The sequence below is a fragment of the Agrobacterium sp. CFBP2214 genome, from assembly GCF_030209895.1.
Lineage (GTDB): Bacteria > Pseudomonadota > Alphaproteobacteria > Rhizobiales > Rhizobiaceae > Agrobacterium > Agrobacterium radiobacter.
Window position 1 is genome coordinate 64,469 of the sequence record NZ_JARVRC010000008.1, and the last position, 14,509, is coordinate 78,977.

General features: G+C 58.5%; 16 protein-coding genes. 6 read left to right on the forward strand and 10 right to left on the reverse strand.

Annotated elements, in window-relative coordinates:
* Positions 1-52 precede the first annotated feature (52 nt).
* Complete coding sequence (locus tag QRN60_RS20770; RefSeq protein ID WP_111785263.1) at positions 53-1,051, reverse strand: LysR family transcriptional regulator; 999 nt, start codon at positions 1,049-1,051, stop codon at positions 53-55.
* An 85-nt stretch (positions 1,052-1,136) separates the two neighbouring features.
* Here QRN60_RS20770 and QRN60_RS20775 point away from each other — a divergent pair, with 85 nt between their 5' ends.
* From QRN60_RS20775 to QRN60_RS20795, 5 genes are all read left to right on the forward strand, one after another.
* Positions 1,137-1,631, forward strand: coding sequence for a DMT family transporter (locus tag QRN60_RS20775; protein ID WP_111792139.1), 495 nt, complete (start codon positions 1,137-1,139; stop codon positions 1,629-1,631).
* A 17-nt stretch (positions 1,632-1,648) separates the two neighbouring features.
* A complete protein-coding gene (locus QRN60_RS20780) occupies positions 1,649-2,089 on the forward strand; it encodes a VOC family protein (RefSeq protein WP_020808182.1) in 441 nt (146 codons plus the stop codon).
* A 350-nt stretch (positions 2,090-2,439) separates the two neighbouring features.
* Complete coding sequence (locus QRN60_RS20785) at positions 2,440-3,090, forward strand: LysE family translocator (protein WP_020808183.1); 651 nt, start codon at positions 2,440-2,442, stop codon at positions 3,088-3,090.
* A gap of 512 nt (positions 3,091-3,602) precedes the next feature.
* Positions 3,603-4,079, forward strand: a complete 477-nt coding sequence (locus tag QRN60_RS20790) for an Hsp20 family protein (protein ID WP_020808184.1) — start codon at positions 3,603-3,605, stop codon at positions 4,077-4,079.
* Between the two features lie 69 nt (positions 4,080-4,148).
* Positions 4,149-4,448 (forward strand): DUF982 domain-containing protein, encoded by a 300-nt coding sequence (locus QRN60_RS20795; RefSeq protein ID WP_020808185.1) that lies wholly within the window; start codon positions 4,149-4,151, stop codon positions 4,446-4,448.
* A 71-nt stretch (positions 4,449-4,519) separates the two neighbouring features.
* On the opposite strand, the gene QRN60_RS20800 is transcribed toward QRN60_RS20795, so the two are convergent.
* From QRN60_RS20800 to QRN60_RS20840, 9 genes are all read right to left on the reverse strand, one after another.
* Entirely contained in the window at positions 4,520-5,359 is an 840-nt protein-coding gene (locus tag QRN60_RS20800) for a MurR/RpiR family transcriptional regulator (RefSeq protein ID WP_020808186.1), read from the reverse strand.
* A gap of 101 nt (positions 5,360-5,460) precedes the next feature.
* A complete protein-coding gene (locus tag QRN60_RS20805; RefSeq protein WP_111785265.1) occupies positions 5,461-6,138 on the reverse strand; it encodes an aspartate/glutamate racemase family protein in 678 nt (225 codons plus the stop codon).
* 72 nt (positions 6,139-6,210) lie between these two features.
* Positions 6,211-7,182 carry an ABC transporter ATP-binding protein gene (locus QRN60_RS20810; protein WP_111785266.1) on the reverse strand — a complete coding sequence of 324 codons (972 nt, stop codon included), beginning with the start codon at positions 7,180-7,182 and terminating at the stop codon, positions 6,211-6,213.
* On the reverse strand, positions 7,179-8,240 hold the full coding sequence (locus QRN60_RS20815) for an ABC transporter ATP-binding protein (RefSeq protein ID WP_087747322.1): 1,062 nt from the start codon (positions 8,238-8,240) through the stop codon (positions 7,179-7,181). Before QRN60_RS20815 ends, QRN60_RS20810 begins: the two co-directional genes overlap by 4 nt.
* Positions 8,237-9,127, reverse strand: coding sequence for an ABC transporter permease (locus QRN60_RS20820; RefSeq protein WP_087747324.1), 891 nt, complete (start codon positions 9,125-9,127; stop codon positions 8,237-8,239). The genes QRN60_RS20815 and QRN60_RS20820 overlap by 4 nt, the downstream gene beginning before the upstream one ends.
* A gap of 2 nt (positions 9,128-9,129) precedes the next feature.
* On the reverse strand, positions 9,130-10,083 hold the full coding sequence (locus tag QRN60_RS20825; protein ID WP_020808191.1) for an ABC transporter permease: 954 nt from the start codon (positions 10,081-10,083) through the stop codon (positions 9,130-9,132).
* Between the two features lie 76 nt (positions 10,084-10,159).
* A complete protein-coding gene (locus tag QRN60_RS20830; RefSeq protein ID WP_236760611.1) occupies positions 10,160-11,722 on the reverse strand; it encodes an ABC transporter substrate-binding protein in 1,563 nt (520 codons plus the stop codon).
* Between the two features lie 487 nt (positions 11,723-12,209).
* The gene (locus tag QRN60_RS20835; protein WP_236760601.1) at positions 12,210-12,629 is read right to left on the reverse strand and encodes a DUF736 domain-containing protein; all 420 of its coding nucleotides are present in this window, start codon (positions 12,627-12,629) and stop codon (positions 12,210-12,212) included.
* A gap of 219 nt (positions 12,630-12,848) precedes the next feature.
* Positions 12,849-13,775, reverse strand: coding sequence for a DMT family transporter (locus tag QRN60_RS20840; RefSeq protein WP_284766577.1), 927 nt, complete (start codon positions 13,773-13,775; stop codon positions 12,849-12,851).
* A gap of 63 nt (positions 13,776-13,838) precedes the next feature.
* Between QRN60_RS20840 and QRN60_RS20845 the strand changes: the two genes are divergently transcribed.
* Positions 13,839-14,420 carry a TetR/AcrR family transcriptional regulator gene (locus tag QRN60_RS20845; protein ID WP_111785270.1) on the forward strand — a complete coding sequence of 194 codons (582 nt, stop codon included), beginning with the start codon at positions 13,839-13,841 and terminating at the stop codon, positions 14,418-14,420.
* Positions 14,421-14,509: the final 89 nt, after the last annotated feature.

Consider the following 14,509-nt stretch of genomic DNA (forward strand, 5'->3'; position numbering starts at 1 on the left):
CACTCAGAACTTATATGCGCCGACGTCCTTTCGGGGTCGGAACAACAGTAGTTCAATCGCACGTCAAGGTCGAACGGACATCTCGGATCGCCAGAAATCTGGCTCTAGGTCGACTTCTTTGATTATTGCCCGGCGAAACTGGATGCGCAATCGCACTGATCGCGGCCCGGATCCATCGGAGTGCGGGATCGGCCTGTCGCCTCTTGTGCGAGATCAGCGTGAACGGGACCGGAGGGAACTCGATTGGCGAAGGCAGTATGACCAATCTCTTGTGGCGCCGAAGCGTCTCCAGGCTTTTCGCGGCGACTGTGAGAATGAGGTCGGTCCCGATAATTGTATTTGGCGCGACGCTCCAGTGCGGGAGCACCAGCGCCACCCGGCGACTGAATCCTGCCGTGTGAATGGTCTCATCAATCTCTGTCGATGCCTCACCATGAACGGCGACCAGCGCATGGGGGCGGGCGAGATAGGCATCCAGGTCAATCCGGTCGGCCAATGGCGGAAGAGTAGCGCGATCTACAAGGCAGACATACTGGTCCGAAAACAATAACTCGGAGTGAATCTGGGCAGGCAGGTGCGGAAACACGCCAAGGCCCAGATCTATATCTCCGTCGACCACCCCGGCGACCATTCCTTCCCGGCTCAGCTGAGTGATTGACAGATCTATGCCCGGCGCCGATCGCCCTATCAGCGACATCAGTTCGGGCAGGATGATGCTGGCGCCGTAATCCGACATTGCCAACCTGAAAACGTGCCGGCCTCGCGCCGGATCGAACCCGCCGGGCCCAAGCACCGCGCGTATCTGGGCAAGCGCTTCCTTCACCGGCTGTGAGAGTTCGAGCGCGCGGATGGTCGGTGACAGACCGCCGCTGTGGCGCGTAAAGAGAGGATCTTCAAGAAGCACGCGCAATCTCGCCAGCGCGTGGCTGACCGCCGGCTGACTCATGTTCAGCCGCAGCGCCGCGCGTGATACGTGGCGCTCGGATAGCAACGCATCGAGTACTACCAGAAGGTTGAGGTCCACACCGCGAAGATTATTCATGCTGTGCATGATACCCGCCGTAATCTGAATTTCACATAGTCCAGATGCATAATTAGAAGAAGAGCCTGTTCAAGTCGCGAAAGGACATCTTCTCATGCAGCCTTTGGCTTTCCTCGTTGCAGCGCTGATCTCTGGCGCTCTTGTCCCCTTCCAGGCCGGCGCGAATGCGGCGCTCGGCCGCGCTCTTGGCCACCCCCTCTGGGCGACAGTGGTATCGCTTGTGACAAGCGCCATCCTCGTCGTACCCTTGATGATTGCGTTGCGCGTTTCCGCGCCGACGATCGCAAATCTCTCCGTCCAGCCGAAGTGGATCTGGATCGGAGGCATTGCCGGAGTGACCTACATCACGGTGGCGCTCCTTCTTGCCACGAAGCTCGGGGCTGCGGGCTTCATGACGGCAGTCATTGCGGGCCAGATCCTCGCTTCGATCACGATCGACTATTTCGGTATTGTCGGTTTTACGGCAAGGCCGATTTCCGGATATCGTCTCGCAGGAGCGCTGCTGGTTGTCGCCGGTGTCCTGGTCATGCAGAGCCCAGTTCTTTGGCGAACGGTGTGCCAGGTGTCGCAACTTCCCACTCAATCCTGACCAGCAGGAGAAATACCATGGATAATCACGACAGAACCTTCCCGAGCGTATATTCGCTGGGCGGTGACGCTGTACCGGTGCAGGTGCGCATTGCCAGGCCGACCGACAAGCTTGAGGACGTAGTCGCGTTTTATCGCGGTGGCCTGGGCCTGCCGGAGCTCGCCCGATTCGAAGCTCACGCCGGCTACGATGGCATCATGCTCGGCCTACCCGGCAAGTCTGTGCATCTTGAATTTACCCGACACGCAGAGGGCAGTTCGTGTCCCGCTCCAAGCTTCGATAATCTGCTGGTGCTATACATCACCGAGCCTGATGCTTATGATCGCCTCAACGAGCGGATGCAAGGAATGGGTTATGCGCCCCTGGAACCGGAAAATCCATACTGGCTCGAGCGCAGCTTCACCTATCAGGATCCTGACGGCTGGCGTGTGGTGATATGCCGCGAGACCGGTATTTGACGCCGGCGGCACACCGATACGTCGTTGTGGATCCTCACGCTGATGTTGCAGCGAGACGTTGCCAGTAGCGTGTCGAACCCATCAGCTCCATTAAAAGGGATGGTGCGTTCCTCCGGATAAGGAAGCGGGACGTTCCATCCGCGAAGGCCTGGGCGCCATAGCGCCAGGTCCCGCCAACGCGCCGGAAGATCCGGACAATTCTCTGGACGGGGTTGGCGAGACCCAGCTACAGTGAAAAAATCCAGGCGGCTCGATCGCGGAAATTCCCGGCGACGACACAGCAAGCTGATCTCGCATCGGACACGGTCCGATGCTATCTCTATTGTAGCAAAGAGGGGAGTAGGACAACCATGGACTTGATAATTCCCAGCACCGCCAATCTCAGCCTGTTCGTCAGCGCCACGCTGGTGCTGCTTCTCGTGCCGGGACCGGCGGTTCTTTACATCTTCGCGCGCTCCGTCGAGCAAGGTCGTTCCGCCGGTCTCGTTTCGATTCTCGGCATACATTCGGCCACGCTGGTTCATGTCGTCGCAGCCGCTGTGGGGCTGTCGGCGCTTCTGGCGTCGTCTGCTCTCGCCTTCAGCGTGGTAAAGTATGCGGGCGCGGCCTATCTGATCTGGCTTGGTCTCAAGAAGCTCTTCGGCCCATCGGATCTTCCGGACATAGAAGGGATGGTGCCAGCGCGTAGCCGCATGCGCATCTTTCGTGAGGGTTTCATAGTCAACCTCCTCAATCCGAAGACCGCGCTGTTCTTTCTGGCATTCCTGCCGCAGTTCGTTGAGGTCGACCGTGGCCATGTGGCAATGCAGGTCGCATTCCTCGGGATTCTCTACACAGCGATCGGCGTGCTCACGGATGGCGCCTATGCACTTGCTGCCGGCACGGCGGGCAACTGGCTGAAGCGTAGTCCTGTCTACCTGAAAGCTGAACGCTGGGTCAGTGGTTTCGTGTATATCGGTCTTGGCATGACGGCTGCTCTTTCGGGCAACCACAAAAAATAGGTCATCATACGGTCGGGAAAGCTCCGTGGGAATGACAAGGGCCGAGCGAGAACGTGCTTCCCGTTGCGTCGTAGCCATTGCGGAGGCTCTGAGGTCGCGATCACGGCCGTCCTCAGGCCGCTCTTGGTGTTTCAGTATCCCGATGATCTGCTCGTCCGTGAACCGTGCATGCTCCATTCCGTCCGTCTCACTGATACGACGGGCTCTACCAACACCTGGAAGAAGTTAAGTGTCCCAGATTACCGCGCGCCGGCGCTTCGATTCTACGCCATTCCCTCTCTTGGGAACGGAAACCTCACAGCCCGCTGGCCGCTAGTCGTCATTTTTCGAGCGCTTTATGACGCCGAGATGCGCGCTCATTCGCCCGGCTCGGATTTTTTTATTTTCCCTCTTGAACAACGGGATCTGAAAACCAAATCGTTATGCGCCGGTTGCTGAAAGTTGGACCGGCCGAATGGAGGCGCTGTCTTACGGCGCTTCCATGCCCATGTTGCTTCAAGGAGAATATGGCTATGACGACCTCTTTTGACTATGCACCGTTATTCCGGTCGACGATCGGCTTCGACAGGGTGTTCAATCTGCTTGAAAATGCACAGCGCGCGCGCCAGCTCAACGACTGGCCGCCCTACGACATTCTAAAGACTGGCGAAGAAACCTACAGCATCGCACTTGCGGTAGCCGGTTTTTCACCCGATGAGCTCGAAATTACCTTTCAGTCAAATCTCTTGAAGGTCAGCGGGAGGAGGCAGGAAAACGCCGGGAACGGCTATCTGCACCGCGGCATCGCAGGCCGTCCGTTCGAGCATCGCTTTGAGCTTGCCGACCATGTCAGGGTCAGCAGCGCCGATCTCCGAAACGGTCTCCTGACAATCAGTCTTGTCAGGGAGATACCGGAAGCGCTCAAGCCGCGAAAAATCGAGATCCGAGCGGACTCACCCGCGCTTGCATCGCCTGCATCAGTCCAGATCGACGCGCAGGAGGCAGCTTAAACGGACCTTGTCCAGGAGACCCGCTCAGACGGCTCTCCATAATGTGTCAGGATTGGGAAGGAGAGAAAAATGAAACCAGGAATGTTTCATGAACCGGTCACCGTTCTTGTGGGGCTGGGTTTTCCGGTCGAGATACGCGGGGTGACGGAGGCGTACCGGCATCTGTGCGAGTGGCCGCAGGCCCTCAGAGACAGAGCGCACGCTGTCGCTGTCAACGCGTGCCGGGCAGCGTTGTCCGATGAAATTGAAGCCGAGACCGCGCGGAGCCTTTTTGTCGCTTTTGCCGAGAAACATGACCTACTTGCCCCTGACTGCAATTCTCTTGTTGCATTCAGGAAGCCTCGCGACAAAAATCCAAACGTGCGGTAGGTGGCGACGCCACCGACCAAGTCGGTGACGGATAGCCACGCCTGTTCGATCTGTGCCAAGAGGCAAGTCACTCACAGTTCGTCCAGTGTTTCGTTAAGGGCCTCTATATTGCGCAGGCGGGTGCGACCGGTCGCCCCCGCCTTTTCAAGGCAACGGGTTATGAGAAGATGGCAGAGAGCCATCACCGCCGTATGATTAAAGAGCGGTCCTGGCGCGAGCGTCTGGCACTGAAAGTGCCACGTCGCCTTCGTCTCAAAGGGAGCGCCCTCGTCGGTCACGTAAAGAAGCTTTGCCTTCGAGTGTCTCACCTGATCGACGATCCCATCGGATTGGCTGGTTCTTCGACGCAGTCCGAAGAAAATCACGACGTCATTTTCACCAATGCTGACCAGATGCTCGCCCATGGTCTGCCCGGCACCCGGGATAACGATAATGCTTTCGATGACCTGAGTAAGCTGCCATTGGAGATAGGCTGCAAAGGGGTAGCTGCTGCGGAAGCCTATCACCCAGACCTTGCGTGCAAGAAGTAGTGCTGTGACGGCACCGTCGATCTGGTTTTCCGAAATTCCGAAAAATGTGGCTTCGATATTGAGGAGAGCCTGTGCGACATGCGCCTTGATCGATTGTCTGGCTCCAGCATCGGCAGCCCGCGCCAGAAAGAGCCTCGAACCCGTCTGCTTCTCCGCCCTGGCGTGTCGTCTGGCTTCCTCATAATTTTCGTAGCCAAGCCGCCGGATGAAACGTGTCACGGTTGCCTTGGAAACATGCGCCAGTGCTGCAAGCTCCTGGGCAGAATAACTGGCGAGTTCGCCGGGAAAATCGCAAACGAATTCTCCAATCCGCTTTTCTGCGGGGTGAAGATCCGGCAGGGATTGCCTAACGCGGAACAGGAATGATCTTTCCTTGGGCACACGATGCTCCGGTGAAATCTCAACGCCACAATCTTCAGTCGCCCTGGTGCGGCTTGCAATAGAAAAAGCGACAGTTTGCATGACTGGCAAGCCGATATGCGTTACCGTTGCGCGGGGTTTGTCCCTCCATCAAGCTCCATTGTGCGGATGAGCAGCTCCACAGCTGACCGGATTGGTGCAATAATTGGCATGGACACGATACGCTGCAGGTTGTCAGCCGCTTGTCCCAGTGGGCCACCACCTATGATGACGACATCGGCGCCGTCTCGCTCGAAACACTCCCGAACAGCGATTTCCAGCGCTGTCTGCAATGCTGCCGGGTCTGAAGCCAGGTGCTGTGGATCTCCCCTGGTTAGTCGTGTACCGGTAAAAAGCGACACCACGCCGAGTGTTTGCGCCTTTGCAGCAAAACTACCCACCAAATCGGGGGTCACGGTGGCGATCCCGAAACGACGATCACCGGCCGCGGCTTCCATCATGCTGGCCTGACAGATGCCGACGGTGGGAACGCCGGATGTAACAGCGAGGCGCTCCAGCCCTGGATCGCCGAAAGCGCAGACAATGAGGCCGTCGTTCCGGCGGGCCAGCTTGCGCCCTGTCTCCACGACGCTGTCGGCGGCAGCGGCCAGTTCGACGTCGTTGAGGATCATGGGTACACCATGTGCCGCGGTGTGCCCTTCGATTGCAAACCCCTCCGGAAGGTAGCTACGGGCGATATCTGTCATCATCGCGGTCGTCGCTTGCGAGGTATTCGGGTTGATCAATCCTATGCGTTTCATCGTTCCTGCATGACCACGAGGGTTTGTTTGTCCTGCTCGGTTGTTATGGGTAGCGCCTGGATTCAAGGGTGTTCAATCGGGAAAAAGGCAGGCAACACCCGCACCGCCGGAAAGCGGAAGGAGTGGCGGGATTTGCTTTTGGCAAAGATCGCTCACCTGCACGCATCGCGGCGCGAAAGCGCAACCCGGTGGCATTGCCGCCAGATCGGGTGGGGCGCCTGGAATGGTGACCAGTCGGTCGCGTCCTTCGGCCAGTTCGACGCGCGCGCCAAGCAAGCCTTTTGTATAGGGATGACGCGGATTCCGGATGATATCGCCAACCAGCCCCTCCTCGACGATACGACCTGCATACATGACTGCAATACGGTCAGCCACCTCGGCCGCCACGCCGATGTCATGGGTGATAAAGATGACTGACAGACCATATTCCCGCTGCAGCTCGCGAATGAGCAGCAGGATCTGAATCTGGACTGTGGCATCCAGTGCTGTCGTCGGTTCGTCGGCCAATAAAACTTTGGGATTGCACGCAAGCGCCATCGCGATCATGGCGCGCTGAAGCATACCGCCCGACATTTCGTGAGGATAATTGGAAAGGCGTCGCTCTGGCGAGGGAATACGGACTTTCTGGAACAAGGCAAGCGCCCGTTCGGCAGCTAAACCGCGCGACACCTTTTCATGCCGCATGATGGTTTCCTCGATTTGCCGACCAACGGTATAGACGGGATCAAGCGCCAGACGCGGCTCCTGAAAAACCATGGAGACGACAGCCCCGCGCAGATCGGAAAGCGCACGGTTGGAAAGCGACATGATATCATGCCCGTCAACCGTCATGCCGCCTTCGATCAAGGTTCCCTTGGGGTGAAGCCGCAACAATGAGCGCATCGTCACGCTTTTGCCCGAACCGGATTCACCGAGCAGGGCGACCACTTCTCCAGGCTTCACGGAAAGGCTGACACCGTTGACGGCCTTTACCGCCTTTCCGCCACGCCGAAACGTTACCGAAAGATTGCTGATATCGATCATCGCATCATTCTGCATGGTCATGCCTCCATCATTACAGGGGCGCGGCTATGGCCGGAACCAGGTACCGCCATGAGACAGGCTGCGGCCTGATCACTGGAAATGCCGGTCAACGGTGGCAATGTCCGGTGGCAGACATCCTCCGCAAAACTGCAGCGGGTGTGGAAGCGACAACCGGAGGGCGGATCGATCGGGTTTGGCGGATCACCCGTCAACGGCGGCGCTTCGGTTCGCTCGGCCGGGTCCATCTTCGGCATAGAGGCCAAAAGTGCCGCCGAATAGGGGTGAATCGTATTGCCGTAAATCGCATCGCGACTGCCCACTTCCGCTACCTTGCCGAGATACATGACCATGACCCTGTCGCACATGAAGCGCACGACATTGAGATCGTGTGAGATGAACAGATAGGTCAGGCCGAAATCGCGTTTGAGGTCGAGAAGCAGGTTGAGAACCTGCGCCTCCACAGACTTGTCGAGGGCCGAGACCGCCTCGTCCAGAATGACCAGCCTTGGCTCAAGCGCCAGCGCCCGGGCAATATTGACGCGCTGCCTCTGGCCGCCGGACAATTCATGAGGATAACGGCCTGCAAAACGCGACGGCTCCAGACCTACGCGTTGAAGCAGATCATGTGCTCTCGCAATGGCCTTTGCGGCTGGCGTTCCATGAACCTGTGGAGCAAATGCTATGGATTGCTCGATCGTCAGTCTCGGATTGAGGGAAGCATAACTATCCTGAAAAACCATCTGCACCTGACGGCGATAGGCCGAAAGCGGCAGTGCGCCTCCAACCGTTTCACCGTCGAAGAGAATTTCGCCCTGGTCCGGTTCGATCAGTTGCATCAAAAGTCGTGCCGTCGTCGACTTGCCGCAGCCGCTTTCACCGACCACACCCAACGTCTCTCCTTTCAGAATATCGAAATCGACCCCGTCTACAGCGCGCACCACTTTCTTCGGCTTGAGAAAGCCGCTGCCCTTGACCGGGAAATGCTTGAGCAGCCCGCGAGCGGAGATCAACGGCTGGGCAGGGCCACCCCGTTCACCAACAGGCAGTTCGAAAGCCGGTTTTCCAACGATGTTGATCATGACTTCACGTCCATGGCTGTGCGCAGCCCGTCTGAGAAAAGGTTGAAGCAGATCGAAGTGATGAAGATCATCGCGCCGGGCAGAGCCGCGACGAAGGGATTGGTGTAAATCGCCGTGCGCAGCGTATTGAGCATCAGCCCCCATTCTGCGTCGGGCGGGCGTACACCCAGCCCCAGGAACGACAGGCCTGATGCAAGGATCATCGACACCGAAATCAGGCTTGTGGCGAAGACAAAAATCGGGCCAAGCACGTTTCCAAGGATATGAACACGAATGATGGTGAAGGCCGGGGCACCCGATGCGCGTGCCGCATCAACGTAATCCAGCTTTCGCACCTGCGTTGTCACGCTTTCGGCGATACGGGCGATCTGCGGAATGAACACCACCGTCAAAGACACCAGCGCGTTGGTGAGGCCGGACCCAAGTGCTCCCGACAGCGCGACGGCAAGCAGAACCGACGGAAAAGCGTAGAAAACATCGACCGTGCGCATAATCAGGGTGTTGATTAAGCCGCCGGTATAACCGGCAATGATGCCGATTGCCGAGCCGATAACAAACGCGATAGGCACCGGCACGACCCCCATGATCAGCGACAGCCGTGCCCCATAGATCAAACGTGACAGCATATCGCGACCGAGTTCGTCGGTTCCGAGAATATATCCTTCCGTTCCAATCGGTTTCAGGCGGCGGATCACACTGCCCTTTGCCGGGTCGTAAGGCGCAAGATAAGGGGCGAAAATGGCAATAAGGATGAGAAGAACGAGGAGTGCCAGCGCCACCATCGCGACCGGATCGCGACTGAGACGTCTCAAAACGCCGCTCCAGAAGCCGGGAGACTTGGTAATTTTCTCGATGGGAATTTCGGACGCTATGGTGATGGCAGCCATTGTCAGCTCCTCTGGATGCGGGGATCGATGGCGCTCTGCAACACGTCGACCAAAAGATTGAGGACAACGAAGAACATCGCGAGCACCAGGATGGTGCCTTGCAGGATCGGCAAATCACGGGTGAAGATTGCACCGTTCAGAAGAAAGCCGGTACCAGGCCAGGAAAATACCGTCTCGATCAGAATTGACCCGCCGAGAAGATATCCCAGTTGCAGGCCCATGACGGAAAGTGCAGTGGGCGCGGCGTTGCGCACGACATGGCGCAGGATATGACCTCGCATCAGCCCCTTGGCCGCAAGCGCCTGGGTGAAATCCTGGGCAAGAATGTCTGCTACCAGCGAACGGATCGTGCGGGCGATAATCCCCATCGGAATGACCGACATCGTGACTGCCGGCAGAACAAGATACTGGAGATATTCCCAGCCGAAGCTTCGACCGGAAGACCCTCCAGGGCCGCCCCCCATCGCCGGCAACCAGCCCAGCGTGACCGAAAAGGTGATGACCAGCACCATGCCGAGCCAGTAATGCGGCACGCTGACGCCAAGCATCGATATTCCCGATGACAGACGATCGACCCATCCACCGCGAAAGACACCGGCAAGAAATCCCAATGTTGCTCCGCCAACAAAACCGATCACCGCCGCAGACAGGGCAAGAATGATCGAATTGATCGACGCATCAATGATATCGGCGAGAACGGGACGCCCTGTCGCTATCGACGTCCCAAGATCACCCTGCACGGCATGCCACACCCAAAGGGCATATTGCGCCGGCAAGGGACGGTCGAGGCCGTAAAACGCCCGCATCTGGGCCTGCATTTCCGCAGAGGCATCCGAGGGCAAAATCGCGGCAAGCGGATCACCAGGGGCGATATGGATCAGCATGAAGCACACAATGCTCACGCCGATCGCGACGGGAATGACATGCAACAGTCGTTTTATGGCGTAGAGCAGCATGATGTCCTCGTGAGAGTCAGATCGGGCATCGGCAATGACAGGGCGGGGTCATTCCCGCCCTGTCGCTGTGCAAAAATCAGGGATCCATGGAGATCGTCGAAAAGTCCTGGAACCAGTTCTGTGCCTGAACAAAGCCCTTGACCTTGGTGGACATGGCGCGCGGGTTGACGTCATGCGTCACCATCAGGAAGAGCGCGTCATTGACATATTTCTCATGAATCTTCTGGAGTACCTTGTCTTGCTCAGCCGCATCGAAGGTGTTGCGCACCTGACTGAACAGGGCATCCATTTCCTGGTCACAGTAAAAACCCCAGTTGGTGCCGTTTGGCGGCGCCAGATTGCACTGTGACTGGCGGATCAATGCCGTAAAAGGGTCCTGGATGAAGTAGCTGTAGTTGATGGCGCTGGCACCCTTTGCGCTCGGGTCTTTGGCACCGGCGCGCCAGATGTTGATAACCGTGTTCCAGTCGGCAACCTCATATTCGACATTGATGCCGATTTCCGACAGGGTCTGCTGGATGTATTCGTTCATGGCGAGCGGCAGCATCTGACCCGAACCGGATGAAGAGATCACAACCTTTGTGGTGATGGGCTTGTCCGGGCCGTATCCAGCTTCGGCCATCAGCTTTTTTGCTTCCTCGACATTATACTCAAGCTTGAAAGTCGGCTTGCCGAACCATTGATGCCCGGGTGGCAGATAACCCTGAGCCGGGACGGAGAGACCGCCGAGCAGTTCATTGAGGCCTTCGCGGTCAACCGCAAGGTTGGCAGCCTTGCGAACGCGGATATCGTTCCACGGTGAGCCTTCGACGCGCGACAGATGCCACGTCCAGTTATGCGGATAGGAATTGGTGACGATACTGAAACCGGCATCCTTCAAAGACTTGACCGAATCCGGCGCCGGTGCCTCGATCCAGTCCACCTGACCGGACCGCAGGGCTGCCACGCGTGTATTGGGTTCGGGAAGCGGCACAAGAACCAGCTTGTCGAGCTTCGGCACCCGCGCCTTGTCCCAATAGTCCTTGTTGGCCGTCAGCTCAGCCCGTTCACGCGGTGTAAAACCGCTTTCCATTTTCCATGGGCCTGTGCCGGAAGGCTTCTGGGCAACTGCATCCCAGTTCTTGCCTTGCGCTTCCCAATTCGCCGGGGAGGACATCAGAACCCAGCTCAACTGGTAGGGAAGTGTAGCGTCGGGGGTCTTGGTGACGATCTCTACCGTCAACGGATCGATGACCTTGTAGGAGGCAACTGCCGGAATGCGCGACTTGCCCTGTGCCGACTGGCGCTTGTCGAACTGCGGTGCATCGCTCACCAGCAACTTGTCGAGGTTCCAGACCACTGCGGCGGCATCGAATGTGCTGCCGTCATGGAATTTGACGCCATCACGCAGTTTGAACGTCCACTTTGTCTTGTCGGCGGGATCGACCTCCCAGGAGGTCGCAAGCGCCGGGATCAGTGCCGAGGGTTTGTCTGCGCTCGAGAGGTCCCATTCGATCAATGCATTGTAAAGCGTATAGCCCATGAAACGCTGGCCTTCGCCACCCTGATCCGTTTGACCTGTGGTGAGCGGTATATCGGAGGCGGTCATGCCGATACGAAGCGTCCCGACTGCCAGGGCTTCTGACGCATTCCCCGCCATCAGCGAGACTATGGCGACGCCCGCCAGCGTTGCTATCCGCAGGCCTTTGAGCATCGGAGGCGTCTTCCCGGATATCTGCATCATGCTGTTCCCTCTTCTTGTTTGCCGCCAGGTCTCTGCCCGGCAAAAAAGAAGAAGCAGATTTCATGCCAGTTTCCGTGAAACTGGAATTTCACTTTGTTATCAGTCCCATGAAAGAGCGTAGTGCCGCGAGCCGTGAGAGACCGAACAAATGCAGTGCAAAATTTCCGGGCTACCCGTTGCAATCGTGCATCCGGGTGAGGACGACCCGCCGCTTCGAGATCGACACAAGGCGTCTGCTTCGAACGTGCTGGCCACGCGGGATCACAGTGGAGACATCACTTGCGTGCTGGCCGCACGATCGTTGCCGGGGTCGGATGGCGCGCGCGCTTGTCAATGTCGCATAGACGGAGATAGCGGATATTCTTTGACGAAGCCGCATGGAAGTTTCAATGGCCCCCGCCTGTCAACCATCCGCAATGCGCTCGGAGCAATCGCAGCGTCGATTGCTGAGGATGGATATTCTCGCAACGACGCTTCGTTCTTCACAATTTATGGACACTTGAGAGAAGGCGGGTGTGAAGCCATCGCCGATTGTGCCGACTTCGACAGCGCAAAGCGTGTTGCCCCCGTGTTTGCGCCCTGAGTGGGTTGACGCTTGAAACTGTTTGTTAGATGACACGAATGGCAACGCCAGAGATGCGGCGGAACCACAGGCCGGGTTTTGCGAGGAACCCGGCCGCTTCGCGCTGACGCGGTAGTCGGGTGCCTTGTCGTTGTCGCGGTCGCAGGGCTTGATGGTGGCCTTGACGCTGAGTGCGAGGGTTCGGATGGTCCCGGCGAAGTTGCCGTTTTCGTCGCGGGTGAAGGTGCCGATCTGAGCCATTCTGGTATCTCCTGACTGTTTGTCCGAAGCCGCCCCTTGCGAGCAAGGGGAAGAAGGTCGGCGAAGCCGTTGCAGGCGAAGGCCGGCCCGGCGTCAGACCAGCCCGGAGGAGAGGCCGCGTGGGTGCTTCACCGGCATTGTCGTCGGTGAGCGGATGGCAGCAGACACCTTATGAGCGCCTCGGTCACAGGGAGGGGGCCGACCTCATACGCGTCTCCACTAGGCTCGCAGTAGGCGCGGCAGCGTGAGGTAGCCCACCACGGCCAGCAGCACGAGCGCGCCACCGATCAGGGCCGGCGTGCCAGGTGCTTCGGCGAAGACCAGCCACACCCAAAGCGGCCCTAGAACGACGTCGAGCAAAGCTATCAGCCCCGCTTCCGCTGACGGCACATGGCGGCTGCCCAACAGGAAGAACAGATAGCTGAGGCTCTGCGTAGCCAGACTGAACAGGAAGAGAATGCCGAATTGTGGCAGGCTCGGAACGGGCAACGTCGGCAATAAGGCGAATGCTACTGCGAAGCAGGCCAGCGCACAGAGCCCGCTGGCCAGCCCCGTCACCAATGTCGCGTCGTAGCTGGTCCAGCGCCGGGCGATAACGACGGAGGCAGCAAACCCCATCGTCATCAACAGCGCAAAGCCGTTGCCGGCAATATCCGTCGCGGCGGTGGCCGAGCCAGCCATGATGTTCACCCCGAGAAAGGCCACGCCGGCGGCGCAGAGCGCACGCAGGCCGGGCCGTTCGCTTAGCAGCAGGAAGGCCAGACCGGCTGCAAGGAAGGGCACGGTGGCATAGACGACCATGACGTTGGCGACGCTGGTCAGCTTCAGTGCTGCGACGTAGCTGAACATGGCCACGGCCATGACGGGCATCGCTACCGCCCCGCCGGTTCCGACGCTCCGGCGCAATTGGAGAAGCGCTCTCCCGCGCAGCATGAAAGCCAGTGGCACCAGGGAGAGGCAGGCGAACAGCGAGCGCCAGGCCACCATGGTCCAGACGTCGAGGTCAAGCGCCCGGACAAAGAAGCCGGCGCTGCTCCACATCAGAGTCGAGGCGGTGATGAGCAGCGCCCCGTACAGCCATCGTTCCTTGTGCCGTAGAGGGCCTTCGCCCGCATCCATTCGGTCCTCACTTACACTGGCGTCCATGTTGCTCTCCTGTCATCCAGTCCGGTCTTGACCGCGCTAGACGACCGGTCTACTCTGAACTGTATGGTAGAAAACGAAACGCGTAAAGAGCTGATCAAGGTGGGGCTAAAAGCCCTGCTAGCGAACGGCTACGATGGTGTAGGTATCGGTCCGATCCTGGCCGAGGCCGGCGTGCCCAAGGGGTCCTTTTATCATTTCTTCCCCAGCAAGGAGGCATTCGCCTGTGCCGTGCTGGACGCCTATTCCGAACACTATCGCCAGACTCTGGTTATCCTTCTGACTGATCAGACGCAACGCCCTCTGCAGCGGTTGGAAACTTACTTCGCCACGCTGGAGCAGGAGTTGCGTCGCGAGCAGCCGCTCGGTGGCTGCCTCTATGGCGTTGTGGCGCAGACCCTTGCCACCCGCAGCCCGGCGCTTCGCATGGCACTGCAAAAATGCTTTGCACTTTGGGAGTCCAGCCTGCGCGGAGTTCTTCGCGAGGCCGAGGATGCCGATGCGCTGGCTCCTGGTGTCACGGCTGATGCGGCCGCTGCCTTCCTGATCGAAGCCTACGAAGGTGCCCTGGTCCGCATGAAGGCGGAGGACAGCTTTGCACCTTATGACAGGTTCAAAGAATATGGCCTGCGGCGGTTGTTCCGATAGGTGACGGTACTGCTTCGCCGCGCATTGTGAGAGCGTCCGCGTACAACAAAAACACTCCAATCACATGGAATATGTTGGTTTCCGCGCGG

Bases quoted from the DNA above. Each gene is read 5' to 3' on its own strand.
- QRN60_RS20820 (WP_087747324.1), bottom strand. From the start codon at position 9,127: ATGGCTGCCATCACCATAGCGTCCGAAATTCCCATCGAGAAAATTACC.
- QRN60_RS20810 (WP_111785266.1), bottom strand. From the start codon at position 7,182: ATGACCATGCAGAATGATGCGATGATCGATATCAGCAATCTTTCGGTA.
- QRN60_RS20770 (WP_111785263.1), bottom strand. From the start codon at position 1,051: ATGCACAGCATGAATAATCTTCGCGGTGTGGACCTCAACCTTCTGGTA.
- QRN60_RS20785 (WP_020808183.1), top strand. From the start codon at position 2,440: ATGGACTTGATAATTCCCAGCACCGCCAATCTCAGCCTGTTCGTCAGC.
- QRN60_RS20840 (WP_284766577.1), bottom strand. From the start codon at position 13,775: ATGGACGCCAGTGTAAGTGAGGACCGAATGGATGCGGGCGAAGGCCCT.
- QRN60_RS20830 (WP_236760611.1), bottom strand. From the start codon at position 11,722: ATGGCGGGGAATGCGTCAGAAGCCCTGGCAGTCGGGACGCTTCGTATC.
- QRN60_RS20795 (WP_020808185.1), top strand. From the start codon at position 4,149: ATGAAACCAGGAATGTTTCATGAACCGGTCACCGTTCTTGTGGGGCTG.
- QRN60_RS20780 (WP_020808182.1), top strand. From the start codon at position 1,649: ATGGATAATCACGACAGAACCTTCCCGAGCGTATATTCGCTGGGCGGT.
- QRN60_RS20775 (WP_111792139.1), top strand. From the start codon at position 1,137: ATGCAGCCTTTGGCTTTCCTCGTTGCAGCGCTGATCTCTGGCGCTCTT.
- QRN60_RS20845 (WP_111785270.1), top strand. From the start codon at position 13,839: ATGGTAGAAAACGAAACGCGTAAAGAGCTGATCAAGGTGGGGCTAAAA.
- QRN60_RS20825 (WP_020808191.1), bottom strand. From the start codon at position 10,083: ATGCTGCTCTACGCCATAAAACGACTGTTGCATGTCATTCCCGTCGCG.
- QRN60_RS20790 (WP_020808184.1), top strand. From the start codon at position 3,603: ATGACGACCTCTTTTGACTATGCACCGTTATTCCGGTCGACGATCGGC.
- QRN60_RS20835 (WP_236760601.1), bottom strand. From the start codon at position 12,629: ATGGCTCAGATCGGCACCTTCACCCGCGACGAAAACGGCAACTTCGCC.
- QRN60_RS20815 (WP_087747322.1), bottom strand. From the start codon at position 8,240: ATGATCAACATCGTTGGAAAACCGGCTTTCGAACTGCCTGTTGGTGAA.
- QRN60_RS20805 (WP_111785265.1), bottom strand. From the start codon at position 6,138: ATGAAACGCATAGGATTGATCAACCCGAATACCTCGCAAGCGACGACC.